The following is a 19,010-nucleotide window of genomic DNA, read 5'->3' on the forward strand; positions in this document are numbered from 1 at the left end:
ATTAATATAAACATTCAATTCAAGTATTCATTATGAACAGTTTTTTAGAAGGACAGATTGCCTTGGTAACAGGCGGTACAAAAGGTATCGGAAAAGCGATTGCGGACAAATTAAGCGACGGAGGCGCTCAAATTATTGTAACTGCCAGAACCGAACCGACGGAAAATCCAAACGGGTATTATTTTATTGCTGCCGATCTTGCTCAACCCGAAAGTGCAAACATCGTCGCAAAAGAAATTTTGGATAAATATGGAAAAATCGACATTATCGTGAATAATGCTGGAGGTAATCTGGGACCTGGTGGCGGTTTCAGCACACTTTCGGACGAGCATTGGAACAATGAATTACAATTGAACTTGATGTCCGCCGTCCGTATTAACAAAGCATTATTGCCGACTATGATTGAACAGCAAAGTGGTGTAATTATCAACATTTCCACTTATGTTGCACAACAGCCGATTTGGGATATTACAATGACTTATTCTGTAGCCAAAGCGGCATTAAATGCATACAGTAAAGCATTGGCGAACGAAGTTGGCTCAAAAGGTATACGTGTAAACACTGTTTCACCCGGAGCAGTGAGAACTCAATTGATGCAGGACTTTATTGAAAATTTAGCAAAGTCATCAAATACAACGGTAGATGAAGCCTTTAAACTCGTTATGAGCAAAATTGGGGATATTCCGTTGGGCAGAATGGCTACCCCCGAAGAAATTGCTAATTTGGTGAGGTTCCTTGCGTCTCCGGAAGCACAATATATCACAGGTTCCAATTACCTGGTTGACGGCGGCGTTAGTTCGGCAATATGATTTAACCGTTATCTTCCTGCCCGCCTAGTTGCGGGCAGGTATATGTTGGACTCAGTTTGGCAAATTGCAAAATATAGGCCTCCAGCCCTTTCATAGCAGCAAATTAGTAACTGGTCTACACACTATCATCATTTGGTAGAACAACTTCCTTAATCCTCCGGTTTCTCGCGTGCATCTGCCATTCTGACTATTCTTGGCTCAAATTTAGCCAACACGTCAACCAGATTATGTTGAGCGGCCATTACCGCATGGATATTCTTATATGCCATAGGTGCTTCGTCGAGATCGCTTCCGAGCAAGGTGATGCGTTTGTCAACTAAGTCAGCGGCAACGACTGCTCTATCCAACGTTTTGAAAGCTGCGCTACGACTCATGGCCCTGCCCGCGCCGTGACTGGCCGAGTTGATGCTTGGCGCATGACCTTTACCGCGTACTAAAAAGCCGGGCGTACTCATACTACCTGGAATAATTCCCAACACACCCTCACCTGCCGGCGTAGCACCTTTACGGTGTACCATTACTTCAGTACCATCAGCCAGCTGCTCTTTCCAGGCAAAGTTGTGATGGTTCTCGATCATCATGATGGGTCTAAGTCCTAAGGCTCGTGCTATTTTGTTATGGATTTCATGATGGTTGGCACTGGCATATTCCCCTGCCAAGTTCATGGCTATCCAGTATTCCTGTCCTTCGTCTTTATCCAGATCAAGCCATGCTAAATGTTTAGCCTCGCCCGGAAGTTTGGTTTTAGTCATCGCTATCCTACTGTAATGATCTGCAATTGCACCTCCAAAGCCCCGAGAGCCGGAGTGCGAAAGCAGCGCTAAATACTTACCCGCCGGTATATCATTCAAGGCACCTTCGCCTAAGGTTAGTTCACCCCATTCTACAAAATGGTTACCGGTTCCACTGGTTCCTAATTGAGCGTACGCCTTATCCTTTAAACTGCGGATTATCTTGGTCTCTCCCCAGGTTTTACTATCGAATAAGGAGCTGTCAAAATATGATTTGGTAGTACAGCCCATACCAAAATAGGTGTGATCAACTAACAGATTCTTTAATTTATCGGTTTCGGTATCGAGTGTCTCAGCAGGTAGATCAAATATACTTAAACACATACGGCATGCAATATCGACACCCACAGCAAATGGAATAATCGTGTTGGCCGTAGTGGCCAACACTCCGCCAATGGGAAGCCCATAACCTTGATGAGCATCCGGCATTAAGGCACCGGCGACCGCAATCGGTAATTGTACCGCTGTCCGCATTTGTGATAAGGCTCCTACTTCAATCTGTTCCAAGCCCCATACCGGGAAGTCAACTATTTCTTCTTTCAGTTTAAAGTTGCTACGTTCTTGTTTAACAAACTTACCCTCTTTTCGCAAAGCAATCACATCTTCTGCCAGGTTTTTGAATTTACCACCTTTCTTTAATGTATATGGCATAGGATCATCAATTAAAGCTTCTAGATTAGCCAGTATTTCGGGTTTATTCATTACGTTATGCTTTAACAAACCATTGGCTACGCGGCTAAAATTGACTAATACTTCCACAGCATTGATCCCTAATGCCTTTAACTCGTTGTTGCTTATCTTTTCCTTTTCCATATCTATTAATTTTATTGTACGCTTAAAGTCTCTAAACTAATCTCGCTTTTCCGGTTTGGAAACGGAGTTTCATCAAATGTCTCTGCTTTTGATAATACAAAGAGAAATAACAAGTACGCAACCTATTTGCGCAGTAAAGAAATATTATATAAATTCATTCAAAATATTTGCTGATACTATGCCGATTAACCGCAACGCCTTGATTCGCTACCGCACGATCGACCAATGTCTCCAAAATCGTTTTAAAAAGTGGACACTTGAAGACTTGATTGAAGCTTGTAGCGATGCCATTTATGAATACCATGGAATCGATACGGGCGTAAGTCGTCGTACCGTGCAGGCGGATATAGCCATGATGCGCAGTAACAAGTTAGGTTACGAAGCACCTATTGTAGTGGTTGATAAGAAATATTACACCTACAGCGACAAGAATTATAGTATTACCAGTATCCCGCTGAATCAACAGGACATGGAAGTGTTGAGTGAAGTGTCCGGATTATTAAAACAATTTAAGGGCTTGAACCATTTTACCGATCTGAACGAACTGGTAAGTAAATTAGAAGACAAGATTTATTCGCAAAAAACGCAAAGTACGCCTGTAATTGATTTTGAAAAGAACGATGACCTGAAGGGTCTGGAATGGCTAGAGGTAATACGTAAAGCGATTGCAGCCAAGAAAACCATCTGTATTACCTATCAATCCTTTAAAGCCCGGGAGGCTAGTAGCTTCTGCTTCAGTGGGTACCTATTGAAAGAATATCGCAACCGCTGGTTTGTATTGGGCATGCCGCATAAACGGAATGCGCACATTATGAACTTGGCTCTGGATCGGATACAAGCCGTGGAAGAACGCGAAGAACCGTATAGGGAAAATAGAACATTGGATCTGGCAACCTATTATGATAATTGTATTGGTGTAACGAAAACACCCGACCAACGGGAGTGCGAAGTAGTTTTTTGGATCGATGCAGATAATGCACCTTATGTTATAACTAAACCCTTGCATCACACGCAAAAACTATTAAGCGACCAAGATAACGGTAAGATCTTTAGTATCAAGGTAATTTTAAATTTTGAGCTCGAACGGGAATTATTGGGTTTTGGCGCTAAAATAAAGGTATTAGGACCGAAAATCTTGGTAAAACAGATAAAGCAGCAACTAGTAAAAGCATTAGAGCGATATGGGGTAAAGGAAACTTAAGACGAAATCAAATCCTTATGCATTATACACGTTTCACTTAACTCCTATAAAAATAATTGATTGCATAATTTGATAAAATTGGTATTTGATTATGCCAAATGGCCGCAAACTCTTATATTCGTAGCATTTAAAATAAAAGACTCTGTTATTTTGAAACGTCTGGCCATTATATTTTTAATTCCAATTGTGCTATTGCAAAGCTGCGCCGGACTATTCATCATGACTGCATTTTATGCCAACCGATCCTATATAGCTAATAATCTGTGTGAGAATAGAAACACCGCTATGGCTCCGTCTTGTGCGGGGACATGTCTTTTGATGAAAAAGCTGAAGAAAGAACGCGAACGGGAAAACAAAAACCCTGAGCTAAAATTAAAGGATTTTCAGGTGCTTGCAGCTCCGATTGATTTCAGAACAGTGAAACATCCTGTTACCACCGTCAAAAAGGAGACCTTCATCTATGGGGGAAATCTGCTATACCAGCCCCCCGCGCTGGGGTCCATCTTCCACCCTCCTCTCAGCTAAACAATTTTTCTTTTATTCGTCCATGTATAAAGACAACCATCCTTTACATGGCTGCGTAGCTTTTTGTTTATTTATATTTTTTCGTCAGCTGCAATTCGGCTGATCGAAATCGCTTTACACACTACACTGGAAATGGTCAGAAAAACACTGGTCTATCTGTTATTATTTACATTGACGTTTCAATGTCTTGGAAGTCTTGGTGTATTGACTTGGTTTCAGGTTAACAGAAATTATATTATCCGGGCTCTATGTGAAAATCGGGATAAACCTGAGATGCAGTGTAACGGACAGTGTGTCCTGATGAAAAAACTGAAGAAATTGGAAGAGTCCGAAAAAGGTTCGCGGGGTGCCGCTTCCTCTAAGGCGGAAGTTACGATGGTGGTTTCAGAGATGCTCCATTTGCAAAGTCCATTTCCGGTACATCTATCGGAGAACCATCCGTCCTACGGCATCCTCTATAGATATCTCTATACAAACAAGCCATTTTTACCTCCTAAAATAATCTAACATTCCTCAATTTATATTTTTCGAAAGCATTATGTAGGTTATACCGGTTGTACAAGCCTATTGCCTGCAGTGGATAATTCATGCCTATTTACGTTGGCATTGAACTCCTATGCCTATACGCTATTGAAAGAATCGATTTTTAACAAAAAACTTAATAATAGAAAATGACAAACTTAATAAAATGGAAAATGATGGCATGGATAGGCTTATTCATGCTAACTGTAGTCAGTTGTAAGAAGGTGGAATCTCTGGATATCGATAGCACGAAAACGGGTGACTTTTCGATCGAGTTCGATAACCTAGTGGGCGATTACGGATTACAATTCAACAATACCAATAAACCGTATATAAACGCCAAAGGTGAAGCCTTCACTGTATCCCGTGTACAATATTATATTAGTAATATTAAGGTAAAAAAGGCGGATGGATCGGAATATGCCGTGCCTCAGGATCCGGTTGAAGAAAGTTATTTTTTGGTATATGGTGATAATCGTGGCTCCCGTTTTGCAAAAGTGAAAGTTCCCGAAGGGGATTATACTCAGGTTTCTTTTGTATTAGGCGTGGATAGTGCGCGCAGTACCATGGGGCTTGATGCACGCACAGGCGTACTTGACCCGACCACTGGTGACCACGAAACGCAGGGTATGTACTGGGGGTGGAACAGTGGCTATATTTTCTTCAAGTTTGAAGGCAATTCGCCGGTAATATCAGATGATCAACAGGGCGACCCAACAGGACGGAAGCAGTTTAAGTATCATATCGGTGGCTTCGGCGGATACAATGCGCCTACCTTGAATAATATCAAGACAATTACAATAGACTTAACAAAAGCAGGCGTTGCGCAGGTAAGGGCTGGCTACCGCAGCAATGTACATCTTTTTGTTGATCTGATGAAAGTGTTTAATGGCACACATACTTTCAGCATCGCTGAACACCCTAATGTTATGTTCAGCGAATACAGCCAATACATCGCCGATAACTTTCTGGATATGTTTACGCATGATCATACCGAAAATGGTGTAACCAGTGAGGATCAATTATAATAAAGCCATGAAAAAATGGATTGTTTTAATCGGGCTGGTAATTGTTGCATATGCCTGTAAAAAAGCGAATGAAACCTTGCCAGACCTTGACGAATTATTTCCCGGTTTTTTAAAACCGGGACATTTTCCCGAACCTGTTTACAAATTCACCGAAAACGAAGTAACGGAGGCTGGTTTTGAATTAGGTAAGCGCCTGTTCCATGAACCACGTCTATCTCGCAACAATACGATTTCCTGTGCCAGCTGCCATATTCAATCGGCCAATTTTACCCACCACGGACACGATGTTAGTCACGGGATTGACGATCAATTGGGTATCCGTAATCCCATGCCTATCATGAATCTCGCTTGGAACAAAGCGTTTTTTTGGGATGGTGGGGTGTTTAATCTCGACCTCCTTTCCATTGTTCCTATTGAAAACCCGGTTGAGATGGGTGAAAGGGTGCCGAACGTACTAGTAAAGCTGAGAACGCACCCGGATTATCCTACACTTTTTGAAAAGGCCTTTGGAAGCAGAGAGATCACTTCGGCGAAAATGTCTAAAGCATTGTCTCAGTTTATGCTAATGGCAGTTAGTGATAACAGCAAATACGATCAGGTGATCCGCGGGGAAAAGGGTATCTCTTTTACTGAGTCGGAACAGCGTGGCTACCTATTTTTCCAGAACAATTGTTCTCGCTGCCATAGCGAACCGCTGTTTACTGATGGCGATTTTCATGACAATGGACTGGGACGAAATCCAGCAGGTGACGAGGGGCGCTATGCCGTAACCTTGAACCCTACAGATAAACTAAAATTCAAGGTACCCAGCTTGCGTAATTTAAAATGGTCGGCTCCCTATATGCATGATGGCAGTATTTATACATTGAGCGGTGTACTGGACCATTACCGGAAATTTATGCAGCATACGGAAAATCTGGACATGGGTTTCCGGCACATGGACGGAACACGAGGGGTTGCTATGACAGATGTCGAGAAGGAGGATTTATTGAATTTCCTTAACACATTGAATGATGAAACTTTTGTAAAAAAACAACTGCTATCGGAACCGGGCGGTGGCTTTGTTATCAATTAAAGAAAAATGAGAGAACTACTTTTGATTTGTATTATGGTTTTATGTTATGCTTCCGCAAAAGCTTGTGACATCTGTGGCTGTGGTGTCGGAAGCTACTATCTGGGCATTTTGCCTGACTTTAATAAACGCTTTATTGGCTTGCGGTATCAATACAATACCATGCAAACGCATCTTGGCCCCGAGGGCCGGCATACACCACTCACTGCGGATGAAACATATCAGATAGTGGAGCTATGGGGCGCTTACAACTTTGGTGATCGGGTCAGGGTGATGGCTTTTCTACCGTTCAATTTCAACCAACGTCGGGTTAATGCCATGGAAGAGTCCGGTGAAAAGAGCGGATTGGGCGATATTGCGGCAATGGCCTATTATCGTATCTTTGAAGGGGGTAACACCACCACCAAATTCAAGCTGTTCAACCACTCCCTATGGGCGGGCGCAGGCGTGAAAGTGCCCAGTGGCGAATATGATAACTCCGAACGTGCAAGCGTCTCCGCCGATTCGCCCAATAATTTCCAATTGGGAACAGGCAGCACAGACTTCACGTTCAACGTCACTTACGACGCGCGTCTGATGGACATGGGATTTAACCTGAACTTATTATATAAATTCAATACCGAGAATCAATACGAATATCGCTATGGAAATAAATTCACCTGTAATGCGCTTTTTTACTACAAATTCTTAATCGATCAAAAGCTTAGAATTGCGCCGAATATAGGAATACGTTACGAAAAAGCGGAACAGGATGTATCTTATAGACGCTTTTATATAAACCAGTCGGGAGGAAACCTTACCTCGGCCATTGCAGGGCTTGAGTTAAACATTGGCAGATACGCTCTCGGTGTTAATTATCAGCTACCGGTTGATCAGCACTTGGCAGATAAGCGCGTTCACACGGGGAACAGATTAATGACTCACCTTTCTGTCTCTTTTTAAGCAACAAGGAAAATGAGGCAATTAAATAAAATCCAAAGGTTCAGTCCTAATGGTCGCCTGCTATTGATCATCCATTTGTTCGCCATGCGCCTACATGAGGAAATCTATTGATTGTAAAAATAGACACGGCTTCATTCACGATTATAAAAAACTGTTTGCCGGATAATTAAGTGAATCAATTATCCAGCAAACGTCTGTGATAATTGATTTGCCCGAGGTGATATGAAAGATGCATAGCAAGATGTGTTAAGAAATAACCGTTCGTAACTTTCTGATCCAATACATCTTGTGGATATTCTGCTGTCAGTTGCTCATCACTTAATTTACTGAAAGCAATTTCTATCACCGATATGGTTTCATCAATGCGCCTGATCAGTTCGGATCTTGGCACATCCTTAGCGGAAAACTCAAGTGGGCGATTCCGAACATAGCCCGTTTGCGCAAATTCGGCACCTATGTAGGTATTTAAATTGCCTATGAGGTGCAAGCATAGATTACCGGCGGTATTAGCGATCTGCTTTTCAACATGCCATATTCTTTGCTCGTTTTGGTATAAGGTTATTTCTGTTTTCAACTTGCCGAGGTCGCGCAAGAACAATTGTTTCAATACAGTTACCATCATTGATATTTGAATGGGCAAGGTAATAATTTATAACAATTAAAAAAACCAGCGATAAGTCAAAAAAGGCAATCACCGAAAAATCGGAGGCTGGTTTAGAAATTCATTCTAAATCTGCAATACAAGAAGAAAATCAAAAGCACCGCTAGTAAGGACGGTTTTTGTTTGTTATTTTCGTTTACGTAATCAAAACTTACAATATATGACCTTTAGGCCGCGCGATCAGAACCAACCCCCGATTGAAGAAATGTATCAAATTGCGAAACAATACTCTCGTCGGCCGGAAGAAGTGGATGATTTGGTACAAGACCTGCTTCTTGAAGCGGTTAGAACGGGAAAGGATTTCCTGGACACTCGTTTTATGGCTTGGGGAAGAGGTTTTTTACGTAACCATGCCGCTTTCATTGCCCGTACAGAAGGCCGGCGTAGAAAGCGGGAAGAAGGGTATCAGGGGGATGATCCGAACCGTACTGATACTGATATAGGTAGACTTCCGGAAAACTTTATTGTTCCGCTCCGCCCATCCCTCCGAATACTGGCACGACTAATCAACGGCGGCCTGAGCAAAAAGGAAATTTTATATCTACTGGACATTCCGGATACCGCCCTGCGCCAGCGATTAACCGCCTTACGAAGAGAATGGAAAACTTATGCCACCGTAGGTTTTGAATCGGAAGGACCTGAAATTTTAACGCATACTCTACCTAGCGGATTAATGCGCCAATCTCTTTTACAAACATTCAAGCATGCCAACGATATAAAGCAGCAATTAATCGGGCGAGTTATTGGCAGCCACGACCCTGATGGACATTTATTTAGAATATATTCTTCTCCTGCTCACAAAAAAGAATTTCCCGGCAACAATGACCATGATAAATCGGGTTAAGATCCTGGACAATATTTAAAACTTTAAAAAAATCAACATGGGAGTAAAACTTAAAAAAGGTATCGCAGTTCTTTTCAACGTGAGCGATATCAGTCGTACCGAACGTTTTTACAGAGAAATTTTGGGAATCGAAGTGGAACGCCAACCTGGAGGCGATGAACCGGATTGGCTACTGGCTACGATAGGTAATGGTGTCGAACTACTTTTTTTTGAAGGAAAAGAAGAAATCGGCCGTTCGCCGATCGTAGTGTTCGAACTGGAAGAGGGTTACATTGAAACGGTGGTGGAAAATCTGGCTAAAGAGGGCGTAGAAGTGGTTACGCCGGTAACGGAAGCTCCGGGTGGTTGGAGCGCCGATTTCTCGGATCCTGACGGTCATCCGCTCGCATTTTACCAGTCTGGGGACTTGCCCTTAAGAAAATAGCAGGCCATGCCAAATTAGTACTCTTATGAAAAGCCCGACAGACTTCGGTATGTTTCGGGCTTTTTTCCCTTAACTTTCGAATGAATGTCTGCGAGACAGCTTTCTCCTACTTGTTGTAACCGTTACACCTCGTTCGTAACCCTTGCAAACTTATTTCTATACTCAATGGGCGTAAGGCCAGTAATCTTTTTAAATATGTCTCTAAATGCCTTTGTATCCGTATAGCCTACATCAAACATGGTTTCTGTCACATTTTTTCGTGATGCTTCGAAGAATTTTTTTGCAGCTTCTATTCTTACTCGTTGTATGTACTCAACAGGGGTATTGTTGGTTGCATCTTTAAATTTTCTTTCAAAAGTTCTACGACTTGTATTGATTAGGTTTGCCAGCGTTTCAATGGTTATTTTATTTTGATAATGTTTCTCGATATAATCTTGCACTTTTTTAATATCATCATCACCATGATTCCGTTGACCTTTAAATATTGCAAACTGAGATTGACTATCTCTCCCTATATCTAAAGCAAAATATTTTGAAATCATGATGGCTGTTTCTCTGTCGGCGAACTTTTCAACCAGATATAATATTAAATTCCACAAGCTGCTTGCTCCGCCGCTGCTGTATATGTTGTCATGTTCGGTTATTATCGCACCATCCTCTACCTCCACTTCGGGATATCTTTCTTTAAATTCGTTGATATAAGCCCAATGTGTGGAGCATTTTTTCCCATTGAGTAAACCCGTTTCTGCTAAAAGAAATGCACCGATACATAAGCTGGCAATACTTGAACCTTTTTCATGCAATTTTTTAAAATAAGGTATTGCTTCTGCGTTGGCTTGTACGCCCTTGGCAGTGTCACCATAGGCAGGCGGGATGATAAGTAGGTCCGTTTTCGACACATCTTTGAGCAATCTATTGGTTTTGATTGTGTATTCGCCGTTATTGGCAGGTACATATTCTTTTAAACCTACATATTCAACCTCGAAGATCGGCTTTTTACCAAAAGTGTTTAAAAACTCATTAGCAGTATTAAAGGTTCTAAATGGTGGTGTAACCGCTTCAATTACGCCATACTCCGGTACAAAAACAGAAACTTGCATAAATTAAATCCTTACTATTAAGTCGCAAGATAAAAAAAAGTTTGTCACAATTCACCCCTAAAGTTGTCATTTTCACAACAGCCATAACTCGCTAAGCCGTTGTAATTTTGGATTATAAGATTTTAACAAATAAAAATTAAAAACAATGACACAGGCATCAAAAATTACGGTAGAAGCAACAGCAAATGCTCCCTTGGAAAAAGTTTGGAAAGCATGGAATACACCAAATGATATTATGCAATGGAACACTCCTGATCCAAGTTGGCATTGTCCAAGCAGTGAAAACGACTTGAGAACCGGTGGTAAATTCAAGAATAGAATGGAGGCTAAAGATGGCAGCTTCGGATTTGACTTCGAGGGTGTTTATGACAAAGTGGAACTACACAAGGAAATTACTTATACCATGGCTGATGGAAGAAGAGCCACTACACTGTTTACCGAGCAAAATGGTAAAACGAATATTGAAACTATGTTTGATCCTGAAACGGAAAATGATCCCGAATTTCAGAAACAGGGATGGCAGGCTATCTTGGACAATTTTGTAAAATATGTTGAATCGATCCATTAATCATTAGCAAAGTGAAAAAGAATAAAACAATCTTTTGGGTAGCAACCACCATCATCATACTTTGGGAAGGTGTAATGCCCCTTGGCACCCTACTATTTGCGCCGCAATATGTAAACGCGGGTACAAAACCGTTGGGTTATCCCGATTACTTTGCCTATACGCTTATTATCTGCAAAGCACTGGGAGTGTTGGCGATTTCTCTCCCCAAAACACCGAACAAGCTAAAGGAATGGGCCTATGCAGGGCTTACCTTTAATTTGGTTTTCGCATTCATCAGCCACGCATGTGTAGATAAAAACATTGGTTTTATGTTAATGCCATTGGTGGTACTAGCTATTCTAGCAGTTTCTTACATTTATAACAACAAAATCCATGCAAATGGCTAAGACCAATTATCAAACTATTGATGAGTATCATCAGGATTTTAGCGGTGAAGCCCTCGTGCGAATGCAAACCATCAGAAAAATCATTCACGAATTGGTGCCTGATGTAGCGGAAAGTATAAGCTATCAAATACCTTGTTTTAAATATAATGGTTACCTGATCTACTATTGCGCTTTCCCGAAACACATCACCTTGTCGAATCCCTACAGCGAAGTATTTTGGGAACATTTCAAGGCTGATCTCAAAGGGTATAAAACCAGTAAAGCGGCCATTCAGATTCCAATGGATAAACCACTACCCGAAGCATTGATTAGAAAAATCGTATCATTCCGAAAAAAAGAGAATGAGGAAAGGGTGAAGGATAAAAATGGCAAGTAATATGATTTCGCAACGTAAGCTAACGAAGGCAAGCCCCGAGAAGGTGTTTCAGGAATTTGCTACTGGCAAATTAGTGTCGGCCATTTTCATTACCTTTTCGGGTAATTGCAGAAAGGCCCTCACTTTTTATCAAACCTGCTTTGGTGGCAGATTACAATTTGAAACCTTTGAAAAAGAATTACAAGGATATACAGAAATACCGGTAGTTGTAGGATCGCTCGTTTCCGACAACATCATTATTTACGGCTCCGACTTGGTACACAACGAAGGAAGGACCATTGGAAATTATATATCTATTTTTCTACATTGCACCAACGTTTATGAAAGAAAAGCGCTGATAAAAAAATTGTTAGCAAATAAAAAGGACCGGATTATACCCGATCCTGACGATCAAAAATTAATCGAAATAACCGATGCTTTTGACGTGGGATGGGTATTGGGCATCTGACTTAGCGCCATCCCAATTCCGGCGCTACATGTTCCAATATCGCGGACAAGAGATGTACATTATAATCCACTCCCAGGGTATTAGGTATCGTTAGAAGAAGTGTATCCGCTTCTTGGATAGCTTCGTCCTGCTCCAATTCCTTGATGAGTTTATCAGGTTCGGCTGCATAACTTCGCCCGAAAATTGCACGTTTATCTTTTTCAATCATTCCAATTTTATCGTCACGACTAACTTCCTGTCCGAAGTAGTAGCGATCTTGATCGTTCATTAAGGCAAATATTGATCGGCTAACAGACACCCTTGGTTCACGTTGGTGACCCGCCTTTTTCCAAGCTTCTTTGTACAACCGAATCTGTTCTGCTTGCTGAACATGAAAGGGTTTCCCACTTTCGTCGTATTTCAAGGTAGAGCTTTGCAGGTTCATACCATTTTCGGCGGCCCAAACGGCTGTACTGTTGGATGCAGCGCCCCACCAGATCCGCTCTCGTAAACCTTTAGCATGTGGTTCCAAGCGTAACAGTCCCGGTGGGTTCGGAAACATAGGATATGGATTGGGTTGTGCAAAACCGACACCGTCTAGCCTTTTCAAAAATTCCAGCGCTTTACGGCGTCCCATATCCGCATCAGTTTCTCCTTCCATCAATTCATAACCGAAATAGCGCCAGCCGTCGATTACTTGTTCCGGCGACCCCCTACTGATTCCCAATTGCAACCGGCCACCTGAAATAAGGTCGGCAGCACCCGCATCTTCCACCATATACAATGGGTTTTCGTAACGCATATCGATCACACCGGTGCCGATCTCTATTTTTTTTGTTTTAGCACCAATGGCTGATAGCAATGGAAAGGGGGATGCTAATTGAGCAGCAAAATGATGCACACGGAAATAGGCTCCATCCAGGCCAATCTCTTCCGCAGCTACAGCCAGATCGATGGATTGAAGCAGGGTGTCACTAGCTGTGCGAGTGCTATATGCCGGATGATTAGACCAGTGCCCGAAGGATAAAAATCCTATTTTTTTCATAAGTAACTATAGTAAAAACGATCTCAATTATTTTCGTTACTGCCAAATATACTCAAATACTGCTTGCTACCGCAAGCTCGCTTTGTTAAACGAGACATTTCCTTTACAAAAATACGCTCGTTAGATTTTAGCAAAATTAATCTTTCTAAAGTGAACGGTGCTCTCCCAAAGTGACTCTTTAAAGACAGCATCATTTTGATATTCGAGACGAGGAAGGATTCTGTATTCAAGGGTAAGCTCAAATTCGTTATCCGTAAAAGGCCAGGGATCAACACTTAATATACTACCGCTTTTGTCAAAAACATAATAACTGCGGGCTTCCGGCCCCTGACTGACTTCCAACTTTCTCCCTTCGGGGGGAATCTGATCTTGGCAAAGGATCAGTGATAGCGCATCGCACCATTGCAAAATCGCATAATGGGCTTGTACTGTATCCCTATCGATCCCAAGCTCCGCCATCCATTTATGCTGCAACGATTGTAAACTTTTACAATATTGCGCCGATTCATCGGATTCAGTTGCATACAAGAATTGAATATGAAAAGATAACAAGAGCGCAACGTATAGACTTCGGGTAAGACCTTTCTTCAATAAAGCCTCACAACGCTGAAGGTTGAAGGACTCCATTTTGAAATCTTTTGGCCCTTTAAACCGGTTGATAATCCCTTCAACCTCGAATTCATTATAGGTGTCGTCGTGTATTCCCGTCGCAAACAGCACATCCAGTTTGAAAGGATCTGCTTCTAACCATTTAAGCTGATTTAAAATGGCCGCTGCTAATCGCCCGTGATGCCTTTGGAGTACAATTTCGAATCCCCTATCGGTATAAGTTACAATCATTTTATTCGGTAATAAGTCTATTCACTTCGCTTTTTTTTTTCGGTGTCGAGTTTTCTGCGAGCCACCGCTTCTCTTTTTCTCCAAGTGTTAATATGCGGATCTTCATAGGTAGGCCTTCCTTTGTCATCCAAGAGGCCAAGTGATTTAGCAAGGCTTCGGCTAACGGTAGCAGAGCGGCGATTCGCTTTCTTCCAAGCCATCTGATCATCCCATAGATCTTTTTCATAGGCATCAATGCCCTGCTTGATAACAACGAGTTCATCCCGATATTGCTTCTGTCTTCGATAGATAATCATCAGGCGATTGTATGCTGCCGAGTGTAGTGGATCGGTTTGTATGATGCCCTTATATATCTTGACAGCGGCTGACATATCTCCTTCACGCTCTAATTCGCGGGCTTTCGTCATCTTTTCTTTTACGGACAATTTTTCTTTGGTCATTTGATATAAACATGATACTCAATCAACAAGTATCGGGCAAAGATGTTTATGTTATGATCTATGCTGGATAAAAACGTCTTTAGTTGCTGTCCCTTGCCAACTCTGTTGTTCGACACGCATATGAAGGCTTACCTTGAAGTGCTAAACAATATGGATTGGACGACGTTTATTAAGTCATATGGATCATAAGCTTAAAATGACAGTTGCCATTGTCGGATCGGGTGCCAGTGGTGTTACCTGCTTTATACAACTTGTATTAAAATATATAATAACCAAGCCGTCCAAGATACTTTCGATTATACTATTCGAAAAGAAAGGTGAATTTGGCACTGGTTTGGCCTATGGAACCGGACAAGAAGGACATTTATTAAACACAAAGGCTGGTTTAATGGGATTGTTTCCGCAAGAACGATTGCATTTTGTACGATGGATGCATGATCATAAAGACAGGATTGAGCAGGAATTCCCTCAAGTAAGTCCTCATCCCGATGCCTACCCGCCGAGAATGCTTTACGGTAAGTATGTTCAGGCCATGCTGGACGAGTATTGGCAGCTAGCCCGGCAAAAGGGCATTGAGGTGAGTAAACAGCAAGTAGAAATCGTTGATGCCGAAGTGCAGAAAGATAAGCGTGTTATATTGAGATCGGCCTCTGATCATAGCTACCTTGTCGATTATGTTATATTGGCGACAGGCACGCCCGAAGCGGCAACTTTTGAGAACCTAAAGGGCTTGGAAAGGTATATCGATTCCCCTTGGCCCTCAAAAAGAATTATACAAACCATTCAGGATAAATATGCGAAGATAAGTATTGTGGGTAGTAGTCTGACAGCCATTGATGCTTTGATTACTTTGGTTGCAAACGGGCATAAAGGTCCGATTACGTTTTTTTCATTGAGAGGGCTTTTACCGCGGGTACAATCGGCATCGGAAAAACCATTTCAGCGAAAAGTATTAACGCTATCTACTATCAAGACCCTGATCCGCGAGAATCGCCGATCATTGCGAGTTAAGGATTTAATACGCCTATTTCGGAGTGAAGTAGAAGGTTATCTTGAACGCAAGCTGGACTGGGCGACCGAAGAACGAGTCAATAAAAATCATCTTCAATTATTAGAAGAAGACATAAGACAAGCTATGAATGGTGACAGTTTGTTTCAAAATATTCTGTATTCTTTACGGGAAGAGACTTACGCTATATGGAAATTATTACCCGTTGATCAGAAAATTTTGTTCGTTAAATGGATAAAGCCCTATTTTGACATTAACCGGCATGCGGTACCCATGGAGAATGGCATTAAGATAATGAACCTATTGAAATCAAATCAGTTGGAGGTTATCGGCAATAGCGAGGACATCAAATGGAAAGGAAATAAATTTGTATTGAAGACGGAGGACAGCCATACCTACGAAGCGGACTTTGTCATCAATGCCTCCGGACCGGCGAGCGTCATTCATAAGATGGAAGATCAAAAGTTGTTACAAGCTTTATTAAGCAAAAAGTATATTCAAGAGTATGGCGCCGGTGGACTGATAGTGGATCTGAATACGCTGCGGGTCAAAGACGTTTCCTCAGAGGAAAGGACGCCGTTCTACGCGCTTGGGCATCCGATTACGGGATTGCAATTGGATGTAAATTCGTTATGGTTTAATGTGGAACAAGCAGATCTCCTGACGGATGATCTCATTCGTCAATTTCAATAATGGAGTTATTGCAAGAACTTCTTAACAAGGTACTACCTCTCTACGGCTTCATTCTTATTGGGTTCTTTGCTAAAAAAAGATGGCAGTTGGGCAGTAAATGGATTTCAAAAATTCTTTTATACCTTTTAATTCCCTTACTTATCATTGAAAATATGCTCCAGGCCGAGCTATCGGAAAGCGCTGTGGTTGGATCTATAATCTTTGTTCTTGCCTTGGCAATGAATATACCTGCTATTATCTGTAAACGTTTTGTAGCAAAAGATTTTAATGGTAGTCTTTTGAAAGGTAGCTTTTCCTACTATAACATTGGATGGTTTGGGATCCCAGTTGTAATGGCTCTTTTTGGTAATGAACAAATGCCATTAATTATCAGCGCGTATGTAGGCAATGTATTTTACGGTGACACCATAGGTTATTATCTGATATCGCGCACGAAAGGTCTTCCTGTGAAAGAGGCTGCGAAAAACGTTTTTCGTATACCTGCTCTGTATGCCTGTATTATCGCGGTGCTATTGAACTTGTTTAGCGTGAACTTACCTCAAAGAGCTGAACTTATTGGCGATGTGGTAGGCTGGACAGTTTCGGCTTCCGGAATGTTCATCATTGGCCTCACGCTGGCGGACATCAATTTCCAACAGATACGATTATGGAATTTTGCTAAAATATTAGGCTTGCGCTACATCTCGGGCGCGGTACTTCTGGTCCTGTTGTTATGTCTTGAAAAACAATTTATGCAAATACTTGACGATGATAAATCGAAATTAATGGGGCTGATTGCTAGTTTTCCTATTGCTGCAAACCTTGTGGTCTTCGCGTCCTTTCTGGAAACTGAAAAAAAGAATTCAGCCCTATTGGTTGGGATTTCTTCTATCATTTCACTTGTTTTGGTTCCTATATTGTGCTTGCTGCTATTTTGATTCGGCGAATAAATCAAAAACAGCCGTGATGCTAATTCTTTTTTTCCATAATCTCTTTTAACTTACCAGCCAGTTCAGCCACTTTATCAGGATATTTGCCGGCTAAATTTCGTTGTTCCCGGGGATCGTGCTTTAAATCATATAACTGCGGCTCTTGTTGCAGACCCGTTTCAACCGTTTTATTATCCAACCAATCGGGTGTTTTTTTGGAGACCGGTTCAATATACTTCCAGTTCTCCTTTCGAATAGCCATCGTAAACGATTCCTGTAACATAACGCGACGCCCTTCCTTTGACTTTCCCGTTAATGCATCAAGTAAGTTTTCGCTATCAGGTGCGATTGTCTCTCGATCGATTTTAACTCCGGTAAGGTTTGCCAAGGAAGCAAAAAAATCGATCTGATTAATGACCGCATCGCTAATTCCGGGCTGTATCTCATTTGGCCAACGAACAATCATCGGCATCCGCAATCCGCCTTCGAAGGCGCTGTACTTCCCTCCTCGGTATATACCGGCCGGCTTATGGTTGCCAATCAATTCTTCTGCATGATCGCCATAACCATCGTCAAGTACCGGCCCATTATCGCTACTGAAAATGACGAATGTGTTTTTATCGAGATTTAAATCTTTCAGCGTTTTCATAATCTCCCCCACCATGGCATCCATTTCAACAATGAGGTCTCCCCTAGGTCCCATGTTGGTAGTGCCCACGTATTTATTATTCGGCATACGTGGCACATGAATATGTGGCAGTGCATAATAGAGAAAAAAGGGCTCATTCTGATGTTGATGGATAAACGCTTTCGCCTTATCCGTAAATACGTCAGCAAAATCTTCATCTTTCCAATAAGCTTGATGCCCGCCCGTCATATAACCTATACGGCTGACTCCGTTAACAATAGTTCCGCTGTGCTGGGTGTCAGCCGCCATCTTCAGCATTTTGGGATGTTCGAGACCAATTGGATCTTTTCCTATTTTTTTATTATAATCCACCTGGATCGGATCTCGATGGTCTAAATCAACAACACGACTATTTTCTACATATACCGTAGGCACACGATCAGCCGTGGCTGGTAATAAAAAACTATAATCAAAACCTATCTCCAAGGGCCCAGGCTTTATGTCCGCATTCCAATCCGGACTTCCGTTGCCCAAACCTAAGTGCCACTTACCAACTACGCCTGCAGTATAGCCAGCCTTCTTCAACATCGACGCCAAGGTTTCACGATCGGGTTCAATAATCAGAGGTGCATCACCGGGCAAAATGGCCGCGTCGTTTCGAAAAGCATATCTTCCCGTCAGCATCGCATAACGTGACGGTGTACAGGTTGAAGCCTCGGAATAGGCATTGGTGAAACGTAAGCCTTCCGCTGCCAGTCTATCTATATGGGTTGTTTGCACTGCGCTTGCTCCATAGCAACTTAAATCACCATAGCCAAGATCGTCTGCATAAATAATAATGATATTGGGCTTTTTTACCGGCGAAGTGTTCTTTTGCTGGCAAGAGCTGAATACAATCGGGATGACAAGGGTGTAAAAGATATTTTTTATCATCTTCTTTGAATGAAAATCAATGCCT

22 protein-coding genes are annotated in these 19,010 nt (G+C 41.9%); 15 read left to right on the forward strand and 7 right to left on the reverse strand.

From position 1 onward, the window contains the following. The first annotated feature begins 32 nt into the window (after nt 1–32). Nucleotides 33–809 (forward strand): SDR family oxidoreductase, encoded by a 777-nt coding sequence (locus tag FKG96_RS22790; RefSeq protein ID WP_149106208.1) that lies wholly within the window; start codon nt 33–35, stop codon nt 807–809. A gap of 149 nt (nt 810–958) precedes the next feature. Here FKG96_RS22790 and FKG96_RS22795 read toward each other — a convergent pair whose 3' ends face one another. Then, nucleotides 959–2,413, reverse strand: coding sequence for an RtcB family protein (locus FKG96_RS22795; RefSeq protein WP_149106209.1), 1,455 nt, complete (start codon nt 2,411–2,413; stop codon nt 959–961). Between the two features lie 178 nt (nt 2,414–2,591). Between FKG96_RS22795 and FKG96_RS22800 the strand changes: the two genes are divergently transcribed. The 6 genes from FKG96_RS22800 to FKG96_RS22825 all read left to right on the forward strand — a co-directional run bounded on the left by FKG96_RS22800 (nt 2,592) and on the right by FKG96_RS22825 (nt 7,703). Continuing rightward, on the forward strand, nt 2,592–3,614 hold the full coding sequence (locus FKG96_RS22800; protein ID WP_013668230.1) for a YafY family protein: 1,023 nt from the start codon (nt 2,592–2,594) through the stop codon (nt 3,612–3,614). Nucleotides 3,615–3,674: 60 nt separating this feature from the next. Further along, nucleotides 3,675–4,139 (forward strand): hypothetical protein, encoded by a 465-nt coding sequence (locus tag FKG96_RS22805; protein ID WP_013668231.1) that lies wholly within the window; start codon nt 3,675–3,677, stop codon nt 4,137–4,139. 132 nt (nt 4,140–4,271) lie between these two features. Then, nucleotides 4,272–4,646 (forward strand): hypothetical protein, encoded by a 375-nt coding sequence (locus FKG96_RS22810; RefSeq protein WP_149106210.1) that lies wholly within the window; start codon nt 4,272–4,274, stop codon nt 4,644–4,646. A 164-nt stretch (nt 4,647–4,810) separates the two neighbouring features. Beyond that, a complete protein-coding gene (locus tag FKG96_RS22815; protein ID WP_149106211.1) occupies nt 4,811–5,689 on the forward strand; it encodes an MbnP family protein in 879 nt (292 codons plus the stop codon). Between the two features lie 7 nt (nt 5,690–5,696). Next, nucleotides 5,697–6,764, forward strand: a complete 1,068-nt coding sequence (locus FKG96_RS22820) for a cytochrome-c peroxidase (protein ID WP_130856563.1) — start codon at nt 5,697–5,699, stop codon at nt 6,762–6,764. A gap of 6 nt (nt 6,765–6,770) precedes the next feature. Then, nucleotides 6,771–7,703, forward strand: a complete 933-nt coding sequence (locus FKG96_RS22825; protein ID WP_149106212.1) for a transporter — start codon at nt 6,771–6,773, stop codon at nt 7,701–7,703. A gap of 175 nt (nt 7,704–7,878) precedes the next feature. Here the strand turns inward: FKG96_RS22825 and FKG96_RS22830 are convergent, their stop codons facing one another. Beyond that, nucleotides 7,879–8,325, reverse strand: coding sequence for a DUF1572 family protein (locus FKG96_RS22830; protein WP_130856561.1), 447 nt, complete (start codon nt 8,323–8,325; stop codon nt 7,879–7,881). Nucleotides 8,326–8,524: 199 nt separating this feature from the next. Here FKG96_RS22830 and FKG96_RS22835 point away from each other — a divergent pair, with 199 nt between their 5' ends. Together FKG96_RS22835 and FKG96_RS22840 are read left to right on the forward strand one after the other, a co-directional pair. Continuing rightward, complete coding sequence (locus FKG96_RS22835; RefSeq protein ID WP_130856560.1) at nt 8,525–9,208, forward strand: RNA polymerase sigma factor; 684 nt, start codon at nt 8,525–8,527, stop codon at nt 9,206–9,208. Nucleotides 9,209–9,245: 37 nt separating this feature from the next. Beyond that, nucleotides 9,246–9,632 carry a VOC family protein gene (locus tag FKG96_RS22840; RefSeq protein WP_013668238.1) on the forward strand — a complete coding sequence of 129 codons (387 nt, stop codon included), beginning with the start codon at nt 9,246–9,248 and terminating at the stop codon, nt 9,630–9,632. Between the two features lie 122 nt (nt 9,633–9,754). On the opposite strand, the gene FKG96_RS22845 is transcribed toward FKG96_RS22840, so the two are convergent. Next, nucleotides 9,755–10,732 carry a GlxA family transcriptional regulator gene (locus tag FKG96_RS22845; RefSeq protein ID WP_013668239.1) on the reverse strand — a complete coding sequence of 326 codons (978 nt, stop codon included), beginning with the start codon at nt 10,730–10,732 and terminating at the stop codon, nt 9,755–9,757. Between the two features lie 145 nt (nt 10,733–10,877). On the opposite strand from FKG96_RS22845, the gene FKG96_RS22850 reads away from it, so the two are divergent. From FKG96_RS22850 to FKG96_RS22865, 4 genes are read left to right on the forward strand one after another with little or no spacing between them, the layout of a single operon-like run. Beyond that, on the forward strand, nt 10,878–11,300 hold the full coding sequence (locus FKG96_RS22850) for an SRPBCC family protein (protein WP_130856559.1): 423 nt from the start codon (nt 10,878–10,880) through the stop codon (nt 11,298–11,300). Nucleotides 11,301–11,311: 11 nt separating this feature from the next. Further along, the gene (locus FKG96_RS22855) at nt 11,312–11,686 is read left to right on the forward strand and encodes a DoxX family protein (RefSeq protein ID WP_130856558.1); all 375 of its coding nucleotides are present in this window, start codon (nt 11,312–11,314) and stop codon (nt 11,684–11,686) included. Beyond that, nucleotides 11,679–12,062: an iron chaperone gene (locus FKG96_RS22860; protein WP_149106213.1), complete on the forward strand. Its 384-nt coding sequence runs from the start codon at nt 11,679–11,681 to the stop codon at nt 12,060–12,062. Before FKG96_RS22855 ends, FKG96_RS22860 begins: the two co-directional genes overlap by 8 nt. Next, entirely contained in the window at nt 12,052–12,510 is a 459-nt protein-coding gene (locus FKG96_RS22865) for a glyoxalase (RefSeq protein WP_242627228.1), read from the forward strand. The genes FKG96_RS22860 and FKG96_RS22865 overlap by 11 nt, the downstream gene beginning before the upstream one ends. A 1-nt stretch (nt 12,511) precedes the next feature. Here the strand turns inward: FKG96_RS22865 and FKG96_RS22870 are convergent, their stop codons facing one another. The 3 genes from FKG96_RS22870 to FKG96_RS22880 all read right to left on the reverse strand — a co-directional run bounded on the left by FKG96_RS22870 (nt 12,512) and on the right by FKG96_RS22880 (nt 14,814). Further along, on the reverse strand, nt 12,512–13,534 hold the full coding sequence (locus FKG96_RS22870) for an LLM class flavin-dependent oxidoreductase (protein ID WP_013668244.1): 1,023 nt from the start codon (nt 13,532–13,534) through the stop codon (nt 12,512–12,514). A gap of 120 nt (nt 13,535–13,654) precedes the next feature. Further along, nucleotides 13,655–14,374 carry a DUF3891 family protein gene (locus FKG96_RS22875; protein ID WP_130856555.1) on the reverse strand — a complete coding sequence of 240 codons (720 nt, stop codon included), beginning with the start codon at nt 14,372–14,374 and terminating at the stop codon, nt 13,655–13,657. Nucleotides 14,375–14,391: 17 nt separating this feature from the next. Beyond that, nucleotides 14,392–14,814: a hypothetical protein gene (locus FKG96_RS22880; RefSeq protein ID WP_130856554.1), complete on the reverse strand. Its 423-nt coding sequence runs from the start codon at nt 14,812–14,814 to the stop codon at nt 14,392–14,394. 178 nt (nt 14,815–14,992) lie between these two features. Between FKG96_RS22880 and FKG96_RS22885 the strand changes: the two genes are divergently transcribed. Beyond that, nucleotides 14,993–16,516 (forward strand): FAD/NAD(P)-binding protein, encoded by a 1,524-nt coding sequence (locus tag FKG96_RS22885; protein WP_149106214.1) that lies wholly within the window; start codon nt 14,993–14,995, stop codon nt 16,514–16,516. Beyond that, nucleotides 16,516–17,433 carry an AEC family transporter gene (locus FKG96_RS22890; protein ID WP_130856552.1) on the forward strand — a complete coding sequence of 306 codons (918 nt, stop codon included), beginning with the start codon at nt 16,516–16,518 and terminating at the stop codon, nt 17,431–17,433. Before FKG96_RS22885 ends, FKG96_RS22890 begins: the two co-directional genes overlap by 1 nt. A 31-nt stretch (nt 17,434–17,464) precedes the next feature. On the opposite strand, the gene FKG96_RS22895 is transcribed toward FKG96_RS22890, so the two are convergent. Beyond that, nucleotides 17,465–18,985, reverse strand: coding sequence for an arylsulfatase (locus tag FKG96_RS22895; RefSeq protein WP_130856551.1), 1,521 nt, complete (start codon nt 18,983–18,985; stop codon nt 17,465–17,467). Nucleotides 18,986–19,010 lie beyond the last annotated feature (25 nt).

The sequence above is a fragment of the Olivibacter sp. LS-1 genome (assembly GCF_008245145.1).
In the GTDB taxonomy this organism is placed as follows: Bacteria; Bacteroidota; Bacteroidia; order Sphingobacteriales; family Sphingobacteriaceae; genus Olivibacter; species Olivibacter oleidegradans.

Bases quoted from the DNA above. Each gene is read 5' to 3' on its own strand.
- FKG96_RS22790 (WP_149106208.1), top strand. From the start codon at position 33: ATGAACAGTTTTTTAGAAGGACAGATTGCCTTGGTAACAGGCGGTACA.
- FKG96_RS22795 (WP_149106209.1), bottom strand. From the start codon at position 2,413: ATGGAAAAGGAAAAGATAAGCAACAACGAGTTAAAGGCATTAGGGATC.
- FKG96_RS22800 (WP_013668230.1), top strand. From the start codon at position 2,592: ATGCCGATTAACCGCAACGCCTTGATTCGCTACCGCACGATCGACCAA.
- FKG96_RS22810 (WP_149106210.1), top strand. From the start codon at position 4,272: ATGGTCAGAAAAACACTGGTCTATCTGTTATTATTTACATTGACGTTT.
- FKG96_RS22815 (WP_149106211.1), top strand. From the start codon at position 4,811: ATGACAAACTTAATAAAATGGAAAATGATGGCATGGATAGGCTTATTC.
- FKG96_RS22820 (WP_130856563.1), top strand. From the start codon at position 5,697: ATGAAAAAATGGATTGTTTTAATCGGGCTGGTAATTGTTGCATATGCC.
- FKG96_RS22825 (WP_149106212.1), top strand. From the start codon at position 6,771: ATGAGAGAACTACTTTTGATTTGTATTATGGTTTTATGTTATGCTTCC.
- FKG96_RS22830 (WP_130856561.1), bottom strand. From the start codon at position 8,325: ATGATGGTAACTGTATTGAAACAATTGTTCTTGCGCGACCTCGGCAAG.
- FKG96_RS22835 (WP_130856560.1), top strand. From the start codon at position 8,525: ATGACCTTTAGGCCGCGCGATCAGAACCAACCCCCGATTGAAGAAATG.
- FKG96_RS22840 (WP_013668238.1), top strand. From the start codon at position 9,246: ATGGGAGTAAAACTTAAAAAAGGTATCGCAGTTCTTTTCAACGTGAGC.
- FKG96_RS22845 (WP_013668239.1), bottom strand. From the start codon at position 10,732: ATGCAAGTTTCTGTTTTTGTACCGGAGTATGGCGTAATTGAAGCGGTT.
- FKG96_RS22850 (WP_130856559.1), top strand. From the start codon at position 10,878: ATGACACAGGCATCAAAAATTACGGTAGAAGCAACAGCAAATGCTCCC.
- FKG96_RS22860 (WP_149106213.1), top strand. From the start codon at position 11,679: ATGGCTAAGACCAATTATCAAACTATTGATGAGTATCATCAGGATTTT.
- FKG96_RS22865 (WP_242627228.1), top strand. From the start codon at position 12,052: ATGGCAAGTAATATGATTTCGCAACGTAAGCTAACGAAGGCAAGCCCC.
- FKG96_RS22870 (WP_013668244.1), bottom strand. From the start codon at position 13,534: ATGAAAAAAATAGGATTTTTATCCTTCGGGCACTGGTCTAATCATCCG.
- FKG96_RS22875 (WP_130856555.1), bottom strand. From the start codon at position 14,374: ATGATTGTAACTTATACCGATAGGGGATTCGAAATTGTACTCCAAAGG.
- FKG96_RS22880 (WP_130856554.1), bottom strand. From the start codon at position 14,814: ATGACCAAAGAAAAATTGTCCGTAAAAGAAAAGATGACGAAAGCCCGC.
- FKG96_RS22885 (WP_149106214.1), top strand. From the start codon at position 14,993: ATGGATCATAAGCTTAAAATGACAGTTGCCATTGTCGGATCGGGTGCC.
- FKG96_RS22890 (WP_130856552.1), top strand. From the start codon at position 16,516: ATGGAGTTATTGCAAGAACTTCTTAACAAGGTACTACCTCTCTACGGC.
- FKG96_RS22895 (WP_130856551.1), bottom strand. From the start codon at position 18,985: ATGATAAAAAATATCTTTTACACCCTTGTCATCCCGATTGTATTCAGC.